This window comes from Pseudomonas sp. CFBP13509, from assembly GCF_005233485.1.
Lineage (GTDB): Bacteria > Pseudomonadota > Gammaproteobacteria > Pseudomonadales > Pseudomonadaceae > Aquipseudomonas > Aquipseudomonas marginalis.
Genome location: NZ_QGAA01000012.1, coordinates 19376 through 40791, shown reverse-complemented (window position 1 = coordinate 40791; position 21416 = coordinate 19376). Strand labels below are relative to the sequence as shown.

The 21416-nt window shown below is 61.8% G+C and carries 18 protein-coding genes; 11 read left to right on the top strand and 7 right to left on the bottom strand.

The window, feature by feature from the left end; translation table 11 throughout:
* The first annotated feature begins 10 nt into the window (after positions 1-10).
* Both garD and PspCFBP13509_RS20090 read left to right on the top strand, forming a co-directional pair.
* Complete coding sequence (gene garD, locus PspCFBP13509_RS20095) at positions 11-1564, top strand: galactarate dehydratase (protein WP_065924307.1); 1554 nt, start codon at positions 11-13, stop codon at positions 1562-1564.
* A 214-nt stretch (positions 1565-1778) separates the two neighbouring features.
* Positions 1779-2720 (top strand): AEC family transporter, encoded by a 942-nt coding sequence (locus tag PspCFBP13509_RS20090; protein ID WP_027604833.1) that lies wholly within the window; start codon positions 1779-1781, stop codon positions 2718-2720.
* Here PspCFBP13509_RS20090 and PspCFBP13509_RS20085 read toward each other — a convergent pair.
* The 6 genes from PspCFBP13509_RS20085 to gatC form a co-directional block, all read right to left on the bottom strand.
* Positions 2717-3097, bottom strand: coding sequence for a carboxymuconolactone decarboxylase family protein (locus tag PspCFBP13509_RS20085; protein ID WP_065924306.1), 381 nt, complete (start codon positions 3095-3097; stop codon positions 2717-2719). The two genes, PspCFBP13509_RS20090 and PspCFBP13509_RS20085, sit on opposite strands and share 4 nt — an antisense overlap.
* Positions 3094-4140 carry a calcium/sodium antiporter gene (locus PspCFBP13509_RS20080; protein WP_065924305.1) on the bottom strand — a complete coding sequence of 349 codons (1047 nt, stop codon included), beginning with the start codon at positions 4138-4140 and terminating at the stop codon, positions 3094-3096. Before PspCFBP13509_RS20080 ends, PspCFBP13509_RS20085 begins: the two co-directional genes overlap by 4 nt.
* 58 nt (positions 4141-4198) lie before the next feature.
* Positions 4199-4570 carry a septal ring lytic transglycosylase RlpA family protein gene (locus PspCFBP13509_RS20075; protein WP_065924304.1) on the bottom strand — a complete coding sequence of 124 codons (372 nt, stop codon included), beginning with the start codon at positions 4568-4570 and terminating at the stop codon, positions 4199-4201.
* Between the two features lie 159 nt (positions 4571-4729).
* Entirely contained in the window at positions 4730-6175 is a 1446-nt protein-coding gene (gatB, locus tag PspCFBP13509_RS20070) for an Asp-tRNA(Asn)/Glu-tRNA(Gln) amidotransferase subunit GatB (RefSeq protein ID WP_065924303.1), read from the bottom strand.
* Between the two features lie 10 nt (positions 6176-6185).
* A complete protein-coding gene (gene gatA, locus PspCFBP13509_RS20065) occupies positions 6186-7637 on the bottom strand; it encodes an Asp-tRNA(Asn)/Glu-tRNA(Gln) amidotransferase subunit GatA (protein ID WP_074843898.1) in 1452 nt (483 codons plus the stop codon).
* A 16-nt stretch (positions 7638-7653) separates the two neighbouring features.
* A complete protein-coding gene (gene gatC / locus PspCFBP13509_RS20060) occupies positions 7654-7941 on the bottom strand; it encodes an Asp-tRNA(Asn)/Glu-tRNA(Gln) amidotransferase subunit GatC (protein WP_003171764.1) in 288 nt (95 codons plus the stop codon).
* 210 nt (positions 7942-8151) lie between these two features.
* Between gatC and mreB the strand changes: the two genes are divergently transcribed.
* The 8 genes from mreB (at position 8152) to tldD (ending at position 19362) form a co-directional block, all read left to right on the top strand.
* Entirely contained in the window at positions 8152-9189 is a 1038-nt protein-coding gene (gene mreB / locus PspCFBP13509_RS20055; protein WP_002555108.1) for a rod shape-determining protein MreB, read from the top strand.
* A 138-nt stretch (positions 9190-9327) separates the two neighbouring features.
* Positions 9328-10449, top strand: coding sequence for a rod shape-determining protein MreC (mreC, locus tag PspCFBP13509_RS20050; protein ID WP_137212587.1), 1122 nt, complete (start codon positions 9328-9330; stop codon positions 10447-10449).
* The gene (gene mreD / locus PspCFBP13509_RS20045; RefSeq protein ID WP_027604826.1) at positions 10449-10937 is read left to right on the top strand and encodes a rod shape-determining protein MreD; all 489 of its coding nucleotides are present in this window, start codon (positions 10449-10451) and stop codon (positions 10935-10937) included. Before mreC ends, mreD begins: the two co-directional genes overlap by 1 nt.
* A 51-nt stretch (positions 10938-10988) precedes the next feature.
* A complete protein-coding gene (locus tag PspCFBP13509_RS20040; protein WP_027604825.1) occupies positions 10989-11585 on the top strand; it encodes a Maf family protein in 597 nt (198 codons plus the stop codon).
* A 71-nt stretch (positions 11586-11656) separates the two neighbouring features.
* Positions 11657-13114 carry a ribonuclease G gene (gene rng / locus PspCFBP13509_RS20035; RefSeq protein ID WP_010213134.1) on the top strand — a complete coding sequence of 486 codons (1458 nt, stop codon included), beginning with the start codon at positions 11657-11659 and terminating at the stop codon, positions 13112-13114.
* 76 nt (positions 13115-13190) lie between these two features.
* A complete protein-coding gene (locus PspCFBP13509_RS20030; protein ID WP_065924300.1) occupies positions 13191-17006 on the top strand; it encodes a YhdP family protein in 3816 nt (1271 codons plus the stop codon).
* Between the two features lie 48 nt (positions 17007-17054).
* Positions 17055-17903 carry a carbon-nitrogen hydrolase family protein gene (locus PspCFBP13509_RS20025; protein ID WP_065924299.1) on the top strand — a complete coding sequence of 283 codons (849 nt, stop codon included), beginning with the start codon at positions 17055-17057 and terminating at the stop codon, positions 17901-17903.
* Positions 17904-17919: 16 nt separating this feature from the next.
* Positions 17920-19362 (top strand): metalloprotease TldD, encoded by a 1443-nt coding sequence (gene tldD / locus PspCFBP13509_RS20020; RefSeq protein ID WP_065924298.1) that lies wholly within the window; start codon positions 17920-17922, stop codon positions 19360-19362.
* Between the two features lie 45 nt (positions 19363-19407).
* Here tldD and yjgA read toward each other — a convergent pair whose 3' ends face one another.
* Positions 19408-19929 (bottom strand): ribosome biogenesis factor YjgA, encoded by a 522-nt coding sequence (yjgA, locus tag PspCFBP13509_RS20015; protein WP_017138246.1) that lies wholly within the window; start codon positions 19927-19929, stop codon positions 19408-19410.
* A 108-nt stretch (positions 19930-20037) separates the two neighbouring features.
* Between yjgA and pmbA the strand changes: the two genes are divergently transcribed.
* Positions 20038-21384, top strand: a complete 1347-nt coding sequence (gene pmbA / locus PspCFBP13509_RS20010; protein ID WP_065924297.1) for a metalloprotease PmbA — start codon at positions 20038-20040, stop codon at positions 21382-21384.
* Positions 21385-21416 lie beyond the last annotated feature (32 nt).

Genomic DNA, 21416 nt, shown 5'->3' with positions numbered 1-21416 from the left:
AGGCCCCGTGATGCAGTTGATTGAACATGCCGACTCGCCGCGCTCCATCCGCCTGCACGAGCGCGACAACGTAGTGATCGTGGTCAACGACCAGGGCGTACCGGCCGGGACCGAGTTCCCGGACGGCCTGGTGACCGTGGATTTCATCCCCCAGAGCCACAAAGTGACCCTGGAAGACATCCCCGAAGGCGGTCAGATTATTCGCTACGGACAGACCATCGGTTACGCCCTGGCGCCGATTCCGCGCGGCAGTTGGGTCCAGGAAGATCAACTGCGCATGCCCACCGCGCCACCGCTGGACAGCTTGCCGCTGTCCACCGAGGTGCCTGAAGCCCAGGCACCGTTGGAGGGGTTTACCTTCGAGGGCTATCGCAACGCCGACGGTACCGTGGGCACGCGCAATATCCTCGGCATCACCACCACGGTGCAGTGTGTGACGGGCGTGCTGGACCATGCGGTCAAGCGCATCAAGGACGAATTGCTGCCCAAGTACCCTCACGTCGATGACGTGGTGGCGCTGACCCACAGCTACGGCTGCGGGGTAGCGATCACCGCGACGGATGCCTACATCCCGATCCGTACCGTGCGTAACCTGGCGCGCAACCCGAACCTGGGCGGCGAAGCCCTGGTGATCAGCCTGGGCTGCGAGAAATTGCAGGCCGGGCAGGTGATGCACGACAACGACAGCTCCGTCGACCTCAGCGAGCCGTGGCTGTATCGGTTGCAGGATTCCAGCCATGGCTTTACCGAGATGATCGAGCAGATCATGGACTTGGCCGAAGTGCGCCTGAAGAAGCTCGACCAGCGTCGCCGGGAAACCGTGCCGGCGTCCGAGTTGATCCTGGGCATGCAGTGCGGCGGCAGTGATGCGTTTTCCGGCATCACCGCCAACCCGGCGCTGGGCTATGCCTCGGATTTGTTGCTGCGGGCCGGGGCAACGGTGATGTTTTCCGAAGTCACCGAAGTGCGGGATGCCATTTACCTGCTGACTTCGCGCGCAGAGACGAAGGAAGTTGCCGAAGAGTTGGTCAGGGAAATGGACTGGTACGACCGTTACCTGGCCAAGGGTGAAGCGGATCGCAGTGCCAACACCACGCCAGGCAACAAGAAGGGCGGGCTGTCGAACATTGTCGAGAAGTCCCTGGGCTCCATCGTCAAGTCCGGCAGCAGCGCGATCAACGGCGTGCTGGGCCCGGGCGAGCGCTTCAAGAGCAAGGGCCTGATCTTCTGCGCGACACCGGCCAGTGATTTTGTCTGCGGCACCCTGCAACTGGCGGCGGGGATGAACCTGCATGTGTTCACCACCGGGCGTGGTACCCCTTACGGGCTGGCGATGGCCCCGGTGGTGAAGGTCTCGACGCGTACGGAGCTGGCGCAGCGCTGGCCGGACCTCATCGATATCGACGCCGGGCGCATTGCCACCGGGCGCGCGACCATCGAGGAGTTGGGCTGGGAGTTGTTCCACTTCTACCTGGACGTGGCCAGCGGTAAGAAGCAGACCTGGGCGGAACATCACAAGCTGCATAACGACATCACCTTGTTCAACCCGGCGCCGATTACCTGATTGTGGTGAGCGGGCTTGCCCCGCGCTGGGTGGCGAAGCCGCCCTAAACTCAGGACTTTCAACTCTAACTGAAGGAACTCAGTGCCTGAGATGGGGCGGCTTCGCCACCCAGCGCGGGGCAAGCCCGCTCACTACAGGGATCTGGACCAGACTAACCGGGTTGTAGTGGCTTATCATTAGCCACCTGACGACGCTCACCAAGGTTCTCCCCGGCATGCTGGCTATTTTCCTCACCACCCTCACCATCACTGCGCCGGTATTCGCCATGCTGTTCCTGGGTGTGCTGCTCAAGCGCATCAACTGGATCAACGACAACTTTATCCACACGGCTTCGTCCCTGGTGTTCAACGTCACCATGCCGGCGCTGCTGTTCCTCGGCATCCTCCACGCCGACCTGCACTCGGCGCTCAAGCCGGGGTTGCTGATCTATTTTGCCGTCGCCACGCTGCTGAGCTTTGCCCTGGCCTGGGGCTGGGCGATTTTTCGCTGCAAGCGTGAAGACCGAGGCATCTACACCCAGGGCGCGTTTCGCGGCAATAACGGAGTGATCGGCCTGGCCCTGGCGGCCAGCATGTACGGCGACTACGGCATTTCCCTCGGCGCGATCCTCGCGGCGCTGGTGATCCTGTTCTACAACACCCTGTCGACCATTGTGCTGGCGGTGTACAGCCCGGTGATCAAGTCCGACCCGTGGAGCATCTGCAAAAGTGTGGTAGCCAATCCGCTGATCATCAGCGTGATCGTGGCGGCGCCGTTCGCGTATTTTCAGATTGGCCTGCCGGGCTGGCTGGAAAAATCCATGCAGTACCTGGCGGACACCACCTTGCCGCTGGCATTGATCTGCATTGGCGGCACCCTGTCCCTGGCGGCGCTGCGCAAGAGCGGCAATATGGCGCTGAGCGCGAGCTTGATGAAGATGGTCTGGCTGCCGGTGGTCGCGACCCTGGGCGCGTGGCTGCTGGGCTTTCGCGGGCCGGAGTTGGGGATCCTGTTCCTGTACTTCGGTGCGCCGACTGCCGCGGCGAGCTTCGTGATGGCCAGGGCGGCCGAGGGCAATCATGAACTGGCGGCGGCGATTATCGTGATCACCACGCTGATGGCGGCAGTGACCACGAATATCGGGATTTTCGTGTTGCAGGCGGGTGGCTGGATCTAGCCTTCTTTCTGATAGGTGTCGATGACTTCCTGCGCCGCCCGAAACGCATCAATCGCCGCCGGTACGCCGGCATACACCGCGCAATGCAGCAGCGCTTCGCGAATTTCCTCCACAGTACAGCCATTGTTCAACGCGCCACGCACGTGGCCCTTGAGCTCCTGGGGGCACTTGAGTGCGGTGAGGGCGGCGAGGGTGATCAGGCTGCGCGTCTTCAGCGGCAAGCCTTCGCGGGTCCACACGCTGCCCCAGGCATGTTCGTTGACGAAGTCCTGCAGCGGCTGGGTGAATTCGGTGGCGTTGCCCAGGGCGCGGTCGACGAACACATCGCCCATCACCTGGCGACGCATTTCAACCCCGGGCTTTTTCTGATCGGTCATTGCGATTCCCTCTTGTGTTGGCGGCGCCAGGCTCGCAGCGTGCTGAACAACAGGAAAGCCACCAGCACTGGCAGGACGTAATACAGCATCAGTTGTTCAAGCTTGTTGGCCAGGGGCATGCCGGTGGTGAACGACATCACGTGCAGCCCATACGCCAGGTACAGGCCCAGCAGTACCAGGCCTTCGGCGCGGGTGACGCGGTAGCCGGTATAAAACACCGGCAGGCACAGCACCACCACGCCGAGCATCACCGGCAGGTCAAAGTCCAGGGCGTTGGGCGACACCGACAGCGGCGAAGGCGCGAGCAACGCGGTCAGCCCCAGTACGCCCAGCAGGTTGAACAGGTTGCTGCCGATCACGTTGCCCACGGCAATTTCCCGCTGGCCGCGCAGGGCGGCAATCAGTGAGGTGGCCAGGCAGGGCAGTGACGTGCCGACGCCGATCAGCGTAAGGCCGATGATGCGCTCCGACAGGCCCAGGTCAGCCGCCACATCCACCGCCGCGCCGAGCAGCAAGTGCCCGGCCAGCACGAGGATCAACAACCCGCCGAGCATCTGCAGCACACTGCTCAGCCACGGCGCCCGGGCGACGGTATCCAGGGTGCGCGGGCGGCGCGAATGGCGGGTCTGGTAATGCAGCACGCCGAGGTAGGCCAGCAGGGCAATCAGCAGCAGCAGGCCATCGACCGGCGTCAGTTCTTCATTGGCCGCCAGGGTAAACACCAGCAGTCCGGCGAGGATCATCACCGGAATATCCAGGCGCACCAGCTGCCGTGAGACGCGCAGGGGGATGATCAGCGCCGACAGGCCCAGGGTCACGAGGATGTTGAAGATGCTGCTGCCGATCACGCTGCCCACGGCAATGTCGGTATTGCCGGCCAGGGTGGCCTGCAGGCTGACGGTCATCTGGGGCGCGCTGCTGCCGAAGGCGACGACCGTAAGACCGATGATCAGCGGCCGCACCTTGAGGCTGGCGGCCAGGCGCACGGCGGCGCGCACCAGGATCTCGGCGCCGAGGATCAGCAGCACCAGGCCGCTGACCAGTTCGAGCAGGCTCCAGGGCGAGAGGGCGGTTAATCCGAAAATGACCAGGGCTCCGTCTTCAATTGCTCAGGGCTTGCACGCGAACCCGCGCAGTGCCGCTGCCCAGCATACCCAGTTGCTCGGCCGCCTTGCGTGATAGATCGATCAAGCGCCCACGGGTATGCGGGCCGCGATCGTTGATGCGGACCACGACGGATTTGTCGTTGTCGAGATTGGTGACCTTGACCTGGGTGCCGAAGGGCAGTCGCCGGTGGGCGGCGGTCAGGGCGTTCTGGTTGAAGGGTTCACCGCTGGCGGTTTTCTTGCCATGGTGCCTGGCGCCGTAATAAGAGGCGGTGCCGGTTTCGTCGTAGCCGTTGGGGTCGATGAGGCCGCTGGCGCAGCCGGCCAGCAGTGAGAACAGAGCCCATAGGCCTAATAGACGCTTCATTATCAAGGTGCCCCCATCACAAATGTGGGAGGGGGCTTGCCCCCGATAGCGGTGATTCAGTCAAAACAGCAGTGACTGACACTCTGCTATCGGGGGCAAGCCCCCTCCCACAGGGAGTCCGAGTCAGGCATGAAGTCTCGCCCGGACCATTCATCGCAATCAGCCTTCGAGCTTGCTTTTCAGCAGTTCGTTCACCTGTTGCGGGTTGGCCTTGCCTTTGGAGGCTTTCATCGCCTGGCCGACAAAGAAACCGAACATCTTGCCGCGCTTGGCTTCGTCTGCCGCACGGTACTGTTCGACCTGCTCGGCGTTGGCCGCCAGCATTTCATCCAGCACGGCCGAGATGGCGCCGCTGTCGGTGACTTGCTTGAGACCGCGTTTCTCGATGATCTCGTCGGCGCTGCCTTCACCGCTGGCCATGGCTTCGAACACGGTCTTGGCGATTTTGCCGGAGATGGTGTTGTCCTTGATGCGCAGCAGCATGCCGCCCAATTGCTCGGCCGACACCGGTGCTTCGTCGATCTCCAGGCCCTGTTTGTTCAGCAGGCTGCCCAGCTCGACCATCACCCAGTTGGCCGCCAGCTTGGCGTCACCGGCAATGCTCACGACCTTTTCGAAGTAGTCGGCTTGCTCACGGCTCGAAGCCAGCACGCTGGCATCGTAGATCGACAGGCCGAACTGCGCCTGGAAGCGCTCGCGTTTTTGCGGCGGCAACTCCGGCAGGGTGGCGCGGATGTCATTGAGGAACGAATCCTCAAGCACCACCGGTAACAGGTCCGGATCGGGGAAGTAACGGTAGTCGTTGGCTTCCTCTTTGCTGCGCATGGCGCGGGTTTCGTCTTTGTTCGGGTCGTACAGGCGCGTTTGCTGGATCACCTTGCCGCCGTCCTCGATCAATTCGATCTGGCGCCGCACTTCGGTGTTGATCGCTTTCTCGATAAAGCGGAACGAGTTGACGTTCTTGATCTCGCAGCGAGTGCCGTACTCGGCCTGGCCTTTTGGCCGCACCGACACGTTGCAGTCGCAACGCAGCGAGCCTTCGGCCATGTTGCCGTCACAGATGCCCAGGTAACGCACCAGCGCGTGGATGGTCTTGACGTAGGCCACGGCTTCCTTGGCGCTGCGCATGTCCGGCTCGGACACGATCTCCAGCAGCGGGGTGCCGGCACGGTTCAGGTCGATACCGGTGGCACCGTTGAACTCTTCGTGCAGGCTCTTGCCGGCGTCTTCTTCCAGGTGCGCACGGGTGACGCCGACACGCTTGATGGTGCCGTCTTCCAGCGGGATGTCCAGGTAGCCCTTGCCGACGATCGGCAATTCCATCTGGCTGATCTGGTAGCCCTTGGGCAGGTCCGGGTAGAAGTAGTTCTTGCGCGCGAACACGTTGTGCTGGCCGATCTCGGCGTCAATCGCCAGGCCGAACATCACCGCCATGCGCACGGCTTCCTGGTTCAGCACCGGCAGTACGCCAGGCATGCCCAGGTCTACCAGGCTGGCCTGGGTGTTGGGCTCGGAGCCGAACGTGGTGGCGCTACCGGAGAAAATCTTCGATTGGGTGGCGAGCTGGGTATGAATCTCCAGCCCGATCACAACTTCCCATTGCATAGTGTTCTCCTCAGAAGCCGGTAGGGGTGCGAGTGTGCCAGTCGGTGTTCAACTGGTACTGGTGCGCCACATTGAGCAGGCGGCCTTCCTGGAAGTACGGGGCGAGCAATTGCACGCCCACCGGCAGGCCATCGACGAAACCGGCAGGCATGGACAAGCCCGGCAGGCCCGCGAGGTTGGCGGTGATGGTGTAGAGGTCTTCCAGGTACTCGGCAATCGGGTCGCCGGTCTTGGCGCCGATCTTCCAGGCCGGGTTCGGCGTGGTTGGGCCGAGGATCACGTCGACTTCTTCAAAGGCAGCCATGAAGTCGTTCTTGATCAGGCGTCGGATCTTTTGCGCCTTGAGGTAGTACGCGTCGTAATAGCCGGCGGACAGGGCGTAGGCACCGACCATGATCCGGCGTTGCACTTCGGCACCGAAGCCTTCGCCACGGGAGCGTTTGTACAGGTCGGTCAGGTCCTTCGGGTTCTCGCAGCGGTAGCCGAAGCGCACGCCGTCGAAACGCGACAGGTTGGAAGAGGCTTCTGCCGGCGCGATCACGTAGTAGGCAGGAATCGCATGCTGGTTGTTCGGCAGGCTGATTTCCTTGATCACGGCGCCGAGCTTTTCCAGCTCCTTGACGCTGTTGTGCACCAATTCGGCAATGCACGGGTCGAGACCGGCGCTGAAGTATTCCTTCGGCACGCCGATGCGCAGGCCCTTGAGCGAAGCATTGAGGCTGGCGCTGTAGTCCGGCACCGGTTCATCGATGCTGGTGGAGTCCTGGGCGTCGAAGCCTGCCATGCCTTGTAACAAAATCGCGCAGTCTTCGGCCGTGCGGGCCAGTGGGCCGCCCTGATCGAGGCTGGAGGCGTAGGCGATCATGCCCCAGCGGGAAACCCGACCGTAGGTCGGCTTCAGGCCGGTGAGGTTGGTGAAGGCCGCCGGCTGGCGGATCGAGCCGCCGGTGTCGGTCGCCGTGGCGGCTGGCAGGAAGCGCGCGGCAACGGCCGCAGCCGAACCACCGGATGAACCGCCGGGCACGTGTTCCAGGTTCCATGGGTTCTTCACCGCGCCGTAGTAGCTCGACTCGTTGGCCGACCCCATGGCGAATTCGTCCATGTTGGTCTTGCCCAGGGTCACGGCCCCGGCAGCGGCCAGCTTGGCGACCACGGTGGCGTCGTAGGGCGCCTTGAAGTTGTCGAGCATCTTCGAGCCGCAGCTGGTGCGCACGCCCTGGGTGCAGAACAGGTCCTTGTGGGCGATCGGTGCGCCCAGCAGGGCACCGTTTTCACCGTTGGCGCGGCGTACATCCGCGGCCTTGGCCTGGCTCAGGGCCAGCTCTTCGGTGAGGCTGATGAAGCTGTTGACCTTGGGGTCCAGCTCGGCGATGCGCGCAAGCAGGGTCTTGGTCAGCTCTTCGGAGGAAAACTTTTTGTCGGCGAGACCGCGGGCGATCTCGGCCAGAGTCATGTGATGCATGAAAGGCTCTTTCCCTTTAGTCGATGACTTTCGGAACCAGGTACAGGCCGTTTTCGACCGCTGGCGCGATGGACTGGTAGGCCTCGCGATTATTGCGCTCGGTCACGACGTCTGCGCGCAGGCGCTGGCTGGCTTCCAGCGGGTGAGCCAGGGGCTCGATGCCGTCGGTATTCACGGCCTGCATTTGGTCAACCAGCCCGAGAATGCTGTTCAGGGCTGCGGTGGTCTGTGGAAGATCGGCTTCATTCAGGCCAAGCGAGGCCAGATGAGCGATTTTTTCCACGTCGGAGCGTTCAAGCGCCATGGGAATCTCCAGTGGAAAACAGAACGGAGGCTGTCCGTGTGTTAGATTGTCGGAACACTACCGCATTTCTACGGTCTTACGGCCGCGATTGTGGGGGTTGGTGCACAGAAAGTCGGCCAATTTAGCACATTGGCGCCTTGCCCAAAATCCCTGTCGTTGTTAGAGTTTGCCGCACTTTTTTACCCACGCGTTGCCTAGGGTCCTTTCCCCATGTTCAAGAAACTGCGTGGCATGTTTTCCAGCGATCTTTCCATTGACCTGGGCACTGCCAACACCCTTATTTACGTGCGCGAGCGCGGTATCGTCCTGAATGAGCCGTCGGTTGTGGCCATTCGGACCCATGGTAATCAGAAAAGTGTCGTTGCCGTCGGCACCGAGGCCAAGCGCATGCTCGGCCGAACACCAGGCAATATTGCTGCCATTCGTCCGATGAAAGACGGCGTGATCGCCGACTTCAGCGTCTGCGAAAAGATGCTGCAGTACTTCATCAACAAGGTTCACGAAAACAGTTTCCTGCAGCCCAGCCCTCGTGTGCTGATCTGTGTTCCGTGCAAATCCACCCAGGTGGAGCGTCGTGCCATCCGTGAATCGGCCCTTGGCGCCGGTGCCCGCGAAGTGTTCCTGATCGAAGAGCCGATGGCTGCTGCGATCGGTGCCGGCCTGCCGGTTGAAGAAGCGCGCGGTTCGATGGTGGTGGATATCGGTGGTGGTACCACTGAAATCGCCCTGATTTCTCTGAACGGTGTGGTGTATGCCGAATCCGTACGTGTAGGCGGCGACCGTTTCGACGAAGCGATCATCACTTATGTACGTCGCAACTACGGCAGCCTGATCGGCGAATCCACCGCCGAGCGCATCAAGCAGGAAATCGGTACCGCTTACCCGGGCGGCGAAGTTCGCGAAGTCGATGTTCGCGGTCGCAACCTGGCCGAAGGCGTTCCACGTGCCTTCACCCTGAACTCCAATGAAGTGCTGGAAGCTCTGCAAGAGTCCCTGGCCACCATCGTTCAGGCTGTGAAGAGCGCCCTGGAGCAATCGCCGCCGGAGCTGGCTTCCGACATCGCCGAGCGAGGCCTGGTGCTGACCGGTGGTGGCGCCCTGTTGCGCGACCTCGACAAGCTGCTGGCCCAGGAAACCGGCCTGCCGGTGATCGTCGCCGAAGACCCGCTGACCTGCGTTGCCCGTGGCGGTGGTCGTGCACTGGAAATGATGGATAAACACACCATGGACCTGCTCTCCAGCGAATAAGATCGTTGGTTGCACCATGTTTCGCCCGCAGGCAGCACTTTGCAGTGCTGCCTGTTGGCGTTTATCTTCTTCAATCTGCATCCAGGCCGGTTAGATGCCGTATGAATAAAGAGAACATTTGCCTGGGAGGAGCGGCCTATTAAACCGCTTTTCGCCAAAGGCCCCTCATTGGGCGTGCGCTTATTGGTGCTGGTCGTGCTTTCGGTCGCATTGATGGTGGTCGATGCCCGCTTTGCGCTGCTCAAGCCGGTGCGTAGCCAAATGTCGCTGGTGTTGATGCAGACCTACTGGATCACCGACCTGCCGCAACGTCTCTACCAGGGCGTGGCCAGCCAATTTGGCAGCCGCACCGAACTGGTTGCCGAGAACGAAAAACTCAAGACCGAAAACCTGCTGTTGCAGGGGCGCATGCAAAAGCTGGCAGCCCTCACCGAGCAGAACGTTCGGCTGCGCGAGTTGCTTAACTCTTCTGCGTTGGTCAACGAAAAGGTCGAAGTGGCCGAGTTGATCGGCATGGACCCCAACCCCTTTACCCATCGCATCATCATCAACAAGGGTGAGCGCGACGGTGTGGTCCTTGGTCAGCCGGTACTGGATGCTCGGGGACTGATGGGGCAGGTCGTCGAGCTGATGCCCTACACCTCGCGGGTCCTGCTGCTGACGGACACCACCCACAGCATTCCGGTGCAGGTCAACCGTAACGGCTTGCGCGCGATTGCCAGCGGTACCGGTAACCCTGAACGCCTGGAATTACGTCACGTCGCGGATACGGCCGACATCAAGGAAGGCGACCTGCTGGTCAGCTCCGGCCTGGGCCAGCGGTTCCCGGCAGGCTATCCGGTGGCAACGGTCAAGGAAGTGATCCACGATTCCGGCCAGCCCTTCGCCATTGTGCGTGCCGTGCCCACTGCCGCCCTGAACCGCAGCCGCTACCTGTTGCTGGTGTTCAGCGACAACCGTACTCCGGAAGAACGCGCCAACGACGCCGCCCAGGCCCAGGAAGCGGAAGACAAGAAGAACGGCACCGCGCCGATCATTCCTGCGACCGTGCCCAAGCCTCAGTCGACTACCCCCGCTGTACCGGCGGCAACTCCGGCAGCTACTGCGCCTGTGGCCACACCGGTCAAGCCTGCGGTCCATAGCGTGCACCCGGTGAAACCGACTGCAGCGAAACCGCCGGCCACCACGCCTGCCACTACGACGCCCGCTGCGAAGCCTCCAGCCGCAGCCCCGGCCACCACACGGCAGAGGGAGGAATAATGGCCGGTACTCATTCGAGCAATGGCTGGATCGTCTGGCTGACATTCGCCATCGGCTTGCTGCTCAGCGTTTCGCCGCTGCCGCAGTTCATGGAGATCCTGCGTCCGCTGTGGCTGGCATTGCTGCTGGCATTCTGGTCGCTGAACCTGCCGCATAAAGTGGGCATGGTCACGGCCATGTTCCTGGGCTTGGCGGAAGATGTGCTGTATGGCACCTTGCTGGGCCAGAACGCGTTGATCCTGACCCTGATCACCTTCCTGGTGCTGTCGTTGCAGCAGCGCCTGCGCATGTTCCCGATGTGGCAGCAATGCCTGGTGATCCTGGTGATCTTCGGCCTGGCGCAGTTGGTACAGTTGTGGCTCAGTGCCTTGACCGGCAACCGCCAGCCAACCCTGGCGCTGGTGTTGCCGGCCCTGGTCAGTGCGCTGTTGTGGCCGTGGATCAGCTTCGGCCTGCGTGGGTTACGTCGTCGCTATAAAATCAATTGAATGGATTGCGAGGCTCTGCCTGGTTATCGAACCCCACAGGGAGAGTCTGCAATGAATTCGCTATATCTGGCCTCGGGCTCCCCGAGGCGGCGTGAACTGCTGACCCAGATCGGTGTGCCTTTCACCGTGGTCAGCGCCGCCATTGATGAAACCCCTCTTACAAACGAAACCCCTGTTTCCTACGTCGAGCGTCTCGCTCGAGGTAAGGCCGCAGCGGGTTTTGCTGCGCTCGGGCAACGCTCGGCCGCCTGCGTCCTGGGCGCCGATACCGCAGTGATCGTGGACGGCAAGATCCTCGGCAAGCCCGTAGACCAAGCCGATGCGTTGGCGATGTTGATGGCACTGGCGGGGCGTGAACATGAAGTTCTGACTGCGATTGCCCTGACTGACGGCCAGCGCTGTGAAACCCGATGTGTAAGCAGTCGTGTACTTTTCCGTGGGATTTCTGTCGAGGAGGCTACAAGCTACTGGCACAGCGGCGAACCCCAGGACAAGGCGGGCGGCTATGCTATCCAAGGGCTTGGCTCGGTGTTTGTGGCCGGGCTCAATGGCAGCTATTCCGCCGTGGTAGGCCTGCCGGTGTGCGAAACCGCGCAACTGCTTGCCCAATTCGGCATACCCTGTTGGCAAAACCTTACCGCGCGCTGAACGCGTTACTCCAGCGCCCAGCCTTACAGCGATCGGTCACTATTGTGAAAACGCCTGAACGAGACCCAGCCATGAGTGAAGAGATTCTGATCAATATCACGCCGATGGAATCGCGAGTGGCGGTGGTAGAGAACGGTGTTCTGCAAGAAGTGCATGTCGAGCGCACCCAGAAACGCGGGATCGTCGGCAATATCTACAAGGGCAAGGTGGTGCGGGTGTTGCCGGGGATGCAGGCGGCATTTGTCGATATCGGCCTGGACCGGGCAGCATTTATCCACGCCTCGGAGATTTCCCTGCGCGAAGGGCCGGCGGTGGAAAGCATCAGTGCCTTGGTGCATGAAGGGCAGAGCCTGGTGGTGCAAGTCACCAAGGACCCCATCGGCTCCAAGGGCGCACGCCTGACCACTCAACTGTCGATTCCGTCGCGCTACCTGGTGTATATGCCGCGCACCGCCCATGTCGGCATTTCCCTGAAAATTGAAGACGAAGCCGAGCGCGAGCGCCTGAAAAAGGTGGTCAGCGATTGCGTGGCCGCTGAAGGTATCAAGGAAGCGGGCGGCTTTATCCTGCGCACCGCAGCCGAGGGCGCCGGTGCCGACGAAATCCTCATGGACATTCGCTACCTGCGGCGCCTGTGGGACCAGATCGGCGCACAGATCAAGACCATCGGCGCGCCGAGTGTGATCTACGAAGACCTGGGCCTGGCCCTGCGTACCTTGCGCGACCTGGTCAGCCCCAAGATCGAGAAAATTCGCATCGACTCGCGGGAAACCTTCCAGCGCACCACGCAATTTGTTGCCGAGCTGATGCCGGAAATTGCCGATCGCCTGGAGCATTATCCTGGCGAACGGCCGATCTTCGACCTGTATGGCGTCGAGGACGAAATCCAGAAAGCCCTGGAGCGCAAGGTGCCGCTCAAGTCCGGTGGCTACCTGGTGGTGGACCCGGCGGAAGCGATGACCACCATCGACGTCAACACCGGCGCGTTCGTAGGCCATCGCAACCTTGAAGAGACCATCTTCAAGACCAATCTCGAAGCGGCCACGGCGATTGCTCGTCAACTGCGCCTGCGTAACCTGGGCGGCATCATCATCATCGACTTCATCGACATGGAAGATGAAGAGCACCAGCGCCAGGTGCTGCGCACGCTCGAAAAACAGCTGGAGCGCGATCACGCCAAGACCAATATCATCGGCATCACCGAGCTGGGCCTGGTGCAGATGACCCGCAAGCGCACCCGCGAGAGCCTGGAGCAGGTGCTGTGCGAGCCCTGCAGCAGTTGCCAGGGCCGCGGTAAGTTGAAGACTCCGGAAACGGTTTGCTACGAGATTTTCCGGGAGATCCTCCGAGAGGCACGGGCCTACCAGGCCGAAGGTTATAGAGTGCTTGCCAACCAGAAAGTGGTCGACCGCCTGCTGGATGAAGAGTCCGGTAACGTGGCTGAGCTGGAGGGGTTTATCGGGCGTACGATTCGCTTCCAGGTCGAAACCATGTATTCCCAGGAACAATATGACGTGGTGCTGCTCTGATCCCCATTCGCTTTCTTTTTACGCGACTCGCAGACCTTGATCTGCAGTCCGACTACTGCCTTGAGGGTCGCCTGACATGGAGCGTCTGACACGCTTTTTTGCCGCTTTGACCCGTTGGGGCCTTGGGCTGTGCGCCTTGCTGCTGGTGTTGGCGGCGGTGTATGTGAGCCTGGGGCGTGAATTGACCCCGCTGGTGGCCGAATACCGCGCGGAAATCGAAGCCAAGGCCCAGGCTGCGGTGGACATGCCTGTGCACATCGGCAGCCTTGAAGGCCGCTGGAGCGGTTTTGCGCCCGTGTTGCTGGCCCACGACGTAATGGTCGGCGAGGGCAGCAGTGCCTTGCGCCTGGACCAGGTCGAAGTGGTGCCGGACATGTGGGCCAGCCTGATGGCGCGCGAAGTGCGTATTGCGCACCTGGAAGTCAGTGGCCTGCAACTGAGCGCCAAGGAAGACAAGGACGGCCATTGGGCGCTGCAAGGCTTGCCGATACAGGACGACCAGCCGCTGGACCCGGAGCAATTGCTCAAGCGCATGCAGATGGTCAAGCGCGTATCGCTGCTCGACAGCCAGGTCACCCTGCAACCGTTCGACCAAGCGCCGCTGACCCTGACGTATGTGGGCTTGAGCCTGCACACGGGCGTCACCCGCCAGCGCCTGGACGCTCGCCTGACCTTGCCCGACGGCCAGCCCCTTGCCCTGAGCCTGCGCAGCCGCATTCGCGCGAGCCAGTGGAAGGACGCTGAAGTCGAGGCCTACCTGAGCCTGCCGCAGAGCGACTGGGCCAAGTGGATCCCCGCCAGGCTGACCCAGCAGTGGAAACTCACGCAGTTCAAGGCCGGCGGTGAGTTCTGGCTGAACTGGGGTAAAGGCACGGTGCAAAGTGCGGTCGTGCGCCTCAACTCGCCGCAGGTGAAGGGCAGCTACGCCGAACGCAAGCCGGTGCATATCGAAAACCTTGCACTCACGGCCTATCTGCAACGCAGCGATACCGGCTTGAAGGTGTTGTTTGATTCCCTGGCGATGAACCTGGGCGAGACCCGATGGGAATCGCGCCTGCAATTGCAACAGACCCTGGCGACCGACAAGGACCAGGAAGCCTGGAAGCTGCAGGCTGACCGCCTTGACCTGACCCCCATCACACCGTTGCTCAACGCCCTGGCGCCGCTGCCGGAAGGCGTCGCCAAGACCGTCGAGCACCTGAAGGCCACCGGCCTGCTGCGTAATGTGCTGGTGGATTTCCGTCCTCAAGACACCACCGATCAAAAAGTCAGCTTTGCCGCCAACCTGGAGCGGGTCGGGTTTGACGCCTACTTCGGTGCGCCGGCCGCACGCAACGTTTCCGGCAGCATCAGCGGCGACCTGGGCCAGGGCGAGTTGCGCATGGACAGCAAGGATTTTTCCCTGCACCTCGATCCGATCTTCGCCAAGCCCTGGCAATACCTCCAGGCCAATGCACGCCTGACGTGGAAGCTGGATAAACAAGGCTTCACCCTGATCGCCCCGTATATCAAGGTGCTGGGGGAAGAGGGCAAGATCGCCGCCGATTTCCTGATTCGCCTGCATTTCGACCATAGCCAGGAAGACTATATGGACCTGCGGGTCGGTATGGTCGATGGCGATGGACGCTTTACCCCTAAATACCTGCCGGCCGTACTGAGCCCCGCGTTGGATGAGTGGCTGCGAACGGCAATTCTCAAGGGCGCGGTGGACCAGGGGTTCTTCCAGTACCAGGGCTCGCTGAACCACGACGCATTGCCGGCCGCGCGCAATATCAGCCTGTTCTTCAAGGTGCATGACGCCGAACTGGCGTTCCAGCCGGGTTGGCCCCATGTGAACAAGGTCAATGGTGAAGTGTTTGTCGAAGAGACGGGCGTACGCATCCTGGCCAGCAAGGGGCAGTTGCTCGACACCAAGGTCAAGGACGTCTACGTCAATATTCCCCACGCGCCGTCCGGCAAGGAAAGCCATCTGCTGCTTACCGGTGGTTTTGCCGGTGGCCTGGGCGATGGGCTGAAGATTCTCCAGGAAGCGCCAATTGGTACGGCCTCCACCTTCGCCGGCTGGAAAGGCGAGGGAGACCTGCAGGGCTCGCTGGATCTGGACGTTCCGCTGGTCAAGGGCATCGAGCCCAGGATCGTGGTGGATTTCCAGACTGACAAGGCACGCCTGCAATTGGCGGAACCGCCTCTGGACCTGACGCAGCTCAAGGGTAATTTCCGCTTCGATAGCGCCAAGGGCTTGAGCGGCGAAAAGATTACCGCCCAGGCATTTGACCGGCCGATCACCGCGCAGATCTTTGCCGATGGCAAGCCAGGCAATATCAGCACCCGTGTCGCTGCCAAGGGGCAGGTGACGGTCAAGCGTCTGACGGATTGGTTGAAAGTCAGTCAGCCGTTGCCGGTGTCCGGTGATATTTCGTATCAGTTACAGCTCAACCTGGACGGTGCCGACAGCCAACTGATGGTCAGCTCCAACCTCAAGGGCGTTGCGGTGGACTTGCCGGCGCCGTTCGGCATGCCGGCCAGCCAGGGACGTGACAGCGTATTCCGCATGACCTTGCAGGGGGCTGAGCGCCGCTACTGGTTTGATTACGGTGAGTTGGCCAACTTCACCTTTGCCGCGCCGCCGGACAAACTCAATGACGGCCGTGGCGAGTTGTTCCTTGGCGATGGCGATGCCGTGCTGCCAGGCGCCAAGGGCTTGCGCATCCGTGGCGTACTCTCGGAGCTGGATATCGACCCGTGGAAAAAACTGGTGAACCAGTATGCTGGCAATGACCCAGGTGGCAGTGCCAAGCAGCTGCTGAGCGGTGCCGAATTCAAGATTGGCAAGCTCACCGGCCTGGGTACCCAGTTCGATCAGGTTAACCTGCAGTTGGATCGAAAGCCCGCTGCCTGGGGCTTACAGTTCGACAGCCAGCAGGCCAAGGGGGCGGTGAACCTGCCGGATGCCAAGGGCGCGCCGATTGCGGTCAACCTGCAATACGTGAAGCTGCCGGCGGTGGACCCGACGGTACAGGCTGATGAAAATGCACCGGACCCGTTGGCCAGTATCGATCCCAAGGATATTCCGGCGCTGGATATCGCCATTGACCAGCTGTTCCAGGGGCCGGACCTGATTGGCGCCTGGTCACTCAAGATCCGGCCAACGGCCAAAGGCCTGGCCTTCAATACGCTGGACCTGGGCCTCAAGGGCATGCAACTCAAGGGCGCCGGCGGATGGGAAGGTGTCCCGGGTGACAGCAGCAGTTGGTACAAGGGGCGCCTGGACGGCAAGAACATCGCCGATGTACTCAAAGGCTGGGGCTATGCGCCCACGGTCACCAGCGAGGATTTCCACCTGGATGTGGATGGGCGGTGGCCGGGTTCGCCGGCCTGGGTCGGGCCTAAACGTTTCTCCGGCAGCCTGGATGCGACGTTCCGTAAAGGTCAGTTTGTCGAGGTGGAAGGTGGCGCCCAGGCGCTGCGGGTATTCGGCCTGCTCAACTTCAACTCCATCGGGCGCCGCCTGCGCCTGGACTTCTCCGACCTGCTGGGCAAGGGCTTGAGTTATGACCGGGTCAAGGGCCAATTGGTCGCCAGCAATGGCGTGTTCGTGACGCGCGAGCCGATCACCATGACCGGCCCGTCGAGCAACCTGGAGCTCAACGGCACCCTGGACCTGGTGGCTGACCGTGTCGATGCGAAGTTGCTGGTGACGTTGCCGGTGACCAACAACCTGCCGATTGCCGCGCTGATCGTGGGCGCGCCGGCGATTGGTGGCGCACTGTTCCTGATCGACAAGCTGATCGGTGACCGTGTTTCGCGTTTCGCCAGCGTGCAATACAAGGTGGAAGGCCCATGGAAGGATCCAAAAATCACCTTCGACAAGCCCTTTGAAAAACCAAACTGAGAGCCTGTGGAGTAGCATGGCCCCATGCCTTTTACGGAGTATCGGCCCATGTCCTTTGCAGTAATCCAAATGGTCAGTCAGAGCGATGTGCTGGCCAACCTGGTCCAGGCCCGGCGCTTGTTGGAACAAGCGGCGGCCGGCGGTGCGAAGCTGGCGGTGCTGCCGGAAAACTTTGCCGCCATGGGCCGCCGCGACGTGGCGGATATCGGCCGCGCCGAGGCGCTGGGTGAAGGTCCGATCCTGCCATGGTTGAAACAGACCGCCCGCGACCTCACCTTATGGATAGTGGCTGGCACACTGCCGTTGCCGCCCAAGGATCAACCGCACGCCAAGTCCAATGCCTGCTCGCTGCTGATCGATGATCGCGGCGAAGTCGTCGCCCGTTACGACAAGCTGCATTTGTTTGATGTGGACGTGGCGGACGCCCGGGGTCGCTATCGGGAGTCCGATGACTATGCTTTCGGGAGCAACGTGGTGGTGGCGGATACGCCGGTGGGCCGTTTGGGCCTGACGGTGTGCTACGACTTGCGCTTCCCCGAGCTGTACAGCGAGCTGCGCGCGGCGGGGGCTGAATTGATTACCGCGCCCTCGGCCTTTACCGCCGTGACCGGTGCCGCCCACTGGGATGTGCTGATTCGTGCACGGGCCATCGAAACCCAGTGTTACCTGCTGGCGGCCGCCCAGGGCGGTGTGCATCCAGGGCCACGGGAAACCTATGGTCATGCGGCGATCGTCGACCCATGGGGCCAGGTGCTGGCACAACAGGATCAAGGCGAAGCGGTGTTGCTGGCCGAACGCGATAGCAGTGAACAGGCGTCGATACGGGCGCGCATGCCGGTGGTCAACCATCGGCGCTTTTTCTCGCAGGGCGCACAGCGGCCTGCTTCAGAACGATGAATTTAAGGCCAAACCTATGAGCGAGTTGTTGTCCTCAGTCAGTGAACACCTCCTGGCACCCGGTGGCGTGACCATCGAAAGCTTGCAAACCGTGCTCGGCGATCTGGCCGGGCCAGGCATCGATGCCGCCGACCTGTATTTCCAGGGGCAGATCTCCGAGTCCTGGGCCCTGGAAGATGGCATCGTCAAGGAAGGCAGTTTCAATCTTGACCAAGGTGTAGGCGTCCGCGCGCAATCCGGTGAAAAGACCGGTTTTGCCTACAGTAACGCGATCACTCTGGAGGCGTTGGGCCTGGCCGCACGTGCCGCGCGTTCGATCTCCCGTGCCGGTCAACATGGCACGGTACAGGCGTTCAGTACCCAGGACGTGGCGCAGTTGTATGCGCCGGACAACCCCCTGGAAGTGATCAGCCGCGCGGAAAAGGTCGAGTTGCTCAAGCGTATCGATGCGGCCACTCGCGCTCTGGACCCGCGTATCCAGCAGGTCTCCGTGAGCATGGCCGGTGTGTGGGAACGCATCCTGGTGGCGTCCACCGACGGGGGGCTGGCGGCGGACGTACGGCCGCTGGTGCGTTTCAATGTCAGCGTGATCGTCGAGCAGAACGGCCGCCGCGAGCGTGGCGGCCACGGCGGCGGCGGGCGTACCGACTACCGTTACTTCCTCACCGACGACCGTGCCATGGGCTATGCCCGTGAGGCTTTGCGCCAGGCGTTGGTGAACCTGGAAGCCATTCCTGCGCCGGCCGGCACGCTGCCGGTGGTGTTGGGCTCGGGCTGGTCCGGCGTATTGCTGCACGAGGCCGTGGGCCATGGCCTGGAAGGCGATTTCAACCGCAAGGGCAGTTCCGCCTACAGCGGGCGCATGGGCGAGATGGTTGCGTCCAAGCTCTGCACCATTGTCGATGATGGCACCCTGGCCGGTCGCCGCGGCTCGCTGAGCGTCGATGATGAAGGCACGCCGACCGAATGCACCACCTTGATTGAAAACGGTGTGCTCAAGGGCTACATGCAAGACAAGCTCAATGCCCGCCTGATGGGCGTTGCGCGCACCGGTAATGGCCGTCGCGAATCTTATGCGCACCTGCCGATGCCACGCATGACCAACACCTACATGCTCGGTGGCGAAAGCGACCCGGCGGAGATCATCGCCTCGGTGAAGCGTGGCATCTACTGCGCCAACCTCGGCGGCGGCCAGGTGGATATCACCAGCGGCAAGTTCGTGTTCTCTACCAGCGAGGCATACCTGATCGAAGACGGCAGGATTACCGCGCCGGTCAAAGGGGCAACGTTGATTGGCAATGGCCCGGAAGCCATGAGCAAGGTGTCGATGGTCGGCAACGACCTGGCCCTGGACAGTGGTGTGGGCATGTGCGGGAAAGATGGGCAGTCGGTGCCGGTAGGGGTCGGCCAGCCAACGCTGAAAATTGATGCGATCACCGTGGGTGGCACGGGGTCGTAAGGGGTGGAGCTTCGGGTGGCGAAGATCGCCACCCGGGGAAGGGCATCAACGCAGGCCGCGTTGAGTCTCGTCCAGCTCACGGATGTATTTGAAGATTTTACGGCTGGTGGCCGGCGCCTTGTTATGCGCCTGCTCGTGCTGGGCCTGACGGATCAGGGAGCGCAGTTGCTGGCGGTCCGCGTCCGGGTAGTCCAACACGAATTTCTCCAGCACCGCGTCATCGCCCGAGATCAGGCGGTCACGCCAACGTTCCAGGTTATGGAAACGTTCGTTGTACTGGCGAGTGGAGGCATCGGTTTGATCAAGCAAGGCGAGAATGGCGTCAGTGTCCTGATCGCGCATCAGCTTGCCGATAAACATGATGTGCCGTTTACGCGCGATATTCGCGGTGTGCTTGGGTGCGTCCGCAAGCGCCCGGCGCATTTCGTCGGTCAGTGGCAGTTTTGCAATCAAGTCTTTCTTGAGCGTTGTAAGGCGCTCGCCAAGGTCAACCAGAGCATGCAGCTCACGTTTGACCTGGGTTTTGCTTTTCTCCCCATCGAGGGAGTCGTCGTAAGAATCAACCATGGTGGCAGTCCGCAAAGAAACGCCGCCATGATAACCAGTCGGGGGCCGCTTGTCCGGCCCGGTCGCTCGATGGCCTTAGCCGAAAGCAGAATTTGAGTGGAGAAAACCATGAGTGCAGCCCAAAGCGTCGGTCCGCAAGCGTTACCGGCCCTGCAGGAACAAGTCGAGCAGATCCTTGCCGAGGCCAAGCGCCAGGGGGCCAGTGCCTGTGAAGTGGCGGTGTCGCTGGAGCAGGGGTTGTCGACGTCGGTACGTCAACGGGAAGTGGAAACCGTCGAATTCAACCGTGACCAAGGCTTTGGCATCACCTTGTATGTGGGGCAGCGCAAAGGTTCGGCCAGTACGTCGGCCAGCGGTCCGGAGGCCATACGCGAAACGGTTGCCGCGGCATTGGCGATTGCCCAGCACACTTCCGAGGATGAAAGCTCGGGCTTGGCCGATAAGGCGCTGATGGCCAAGGACTTGAAGGATTTCGATCTGTTCCATGCCTGGGACATCACGCCCGAACGGGCCATCGAGCTGGCGCTGACCTGCGAAGCGGCGGCGTTCGATGCCGATGCCCGCATCAAGAACGCCGATGGCACCACGTTGAACACGCATCAGGGCTGTCGCGTCTACGGCAACAGCCACGGGTTTATCGGCGGGTATGCGTCCACGCGCCATAGTCTGAGCTGCGTGATGATCGCCGAGGCCAATGGCCAGATGCAGCGTGATTACTGGTACGACGTAAGTCGTCAGGGTGAGTTGCTGGCAGACCCGGTCAGCATTGGTCAGCGTGCCGCACAACGTGCCGCGAGCCGCCTGGGCGCGCGCCCGGTGCCGACGTGTGAAGTGCCTGTACTGTTTTCGGCGGAGCTGGCAGGCGGTCTGTTTGGCAGTTTCCTGGGGGCCATTTCTGGCGGCAACCTGTATCGCAAGTCTTCGTTCCTTGAAGGGGCGATTGGCCAGACGTTGTTTCCCGATTGGCTGACCATTGATGAGCGTCCGCACTTGATGCGGGCCATGGGCAGTTCGGCGTTCGATGGGGACGGCCTGGCCACGTATGCCAAGCCGTTCGTCGAAAACGGGGAGCTGGTGTCTTACGTACTCGGCACCTACTCAGGCCGCAAACTCGGCCTGCCAAGCACTGCCAACGCCGGTGGCGTGCATAACCTGTTCGTGACCCATGGTGATGAAGACCAGGCGGCGCTGTTGCGTCGCATGGGACGTGGTCTGTTGGTGACCGAATTGATGGGCCATGGCCTGAATATGGTCACTGGGGATTATTCCCGTGGCGCGGCGGGCTTCTGGGTGGAAAACGGTGAGATTCAGTTTGCCGTCCAGGAAGTGACCATCGCCGGCAACATGCGCGATATGTTCAAGCAGATCGTTGCCGTGGGAAATGACCTGGAGCTGCGCAGCAATATTCGCACAGGCTCGGTGCTGATCGAGCGGATGACTGTCGCAGGCAGCTAATCCCGCTACAGCGGCACAAAAAGGCGCGCCCT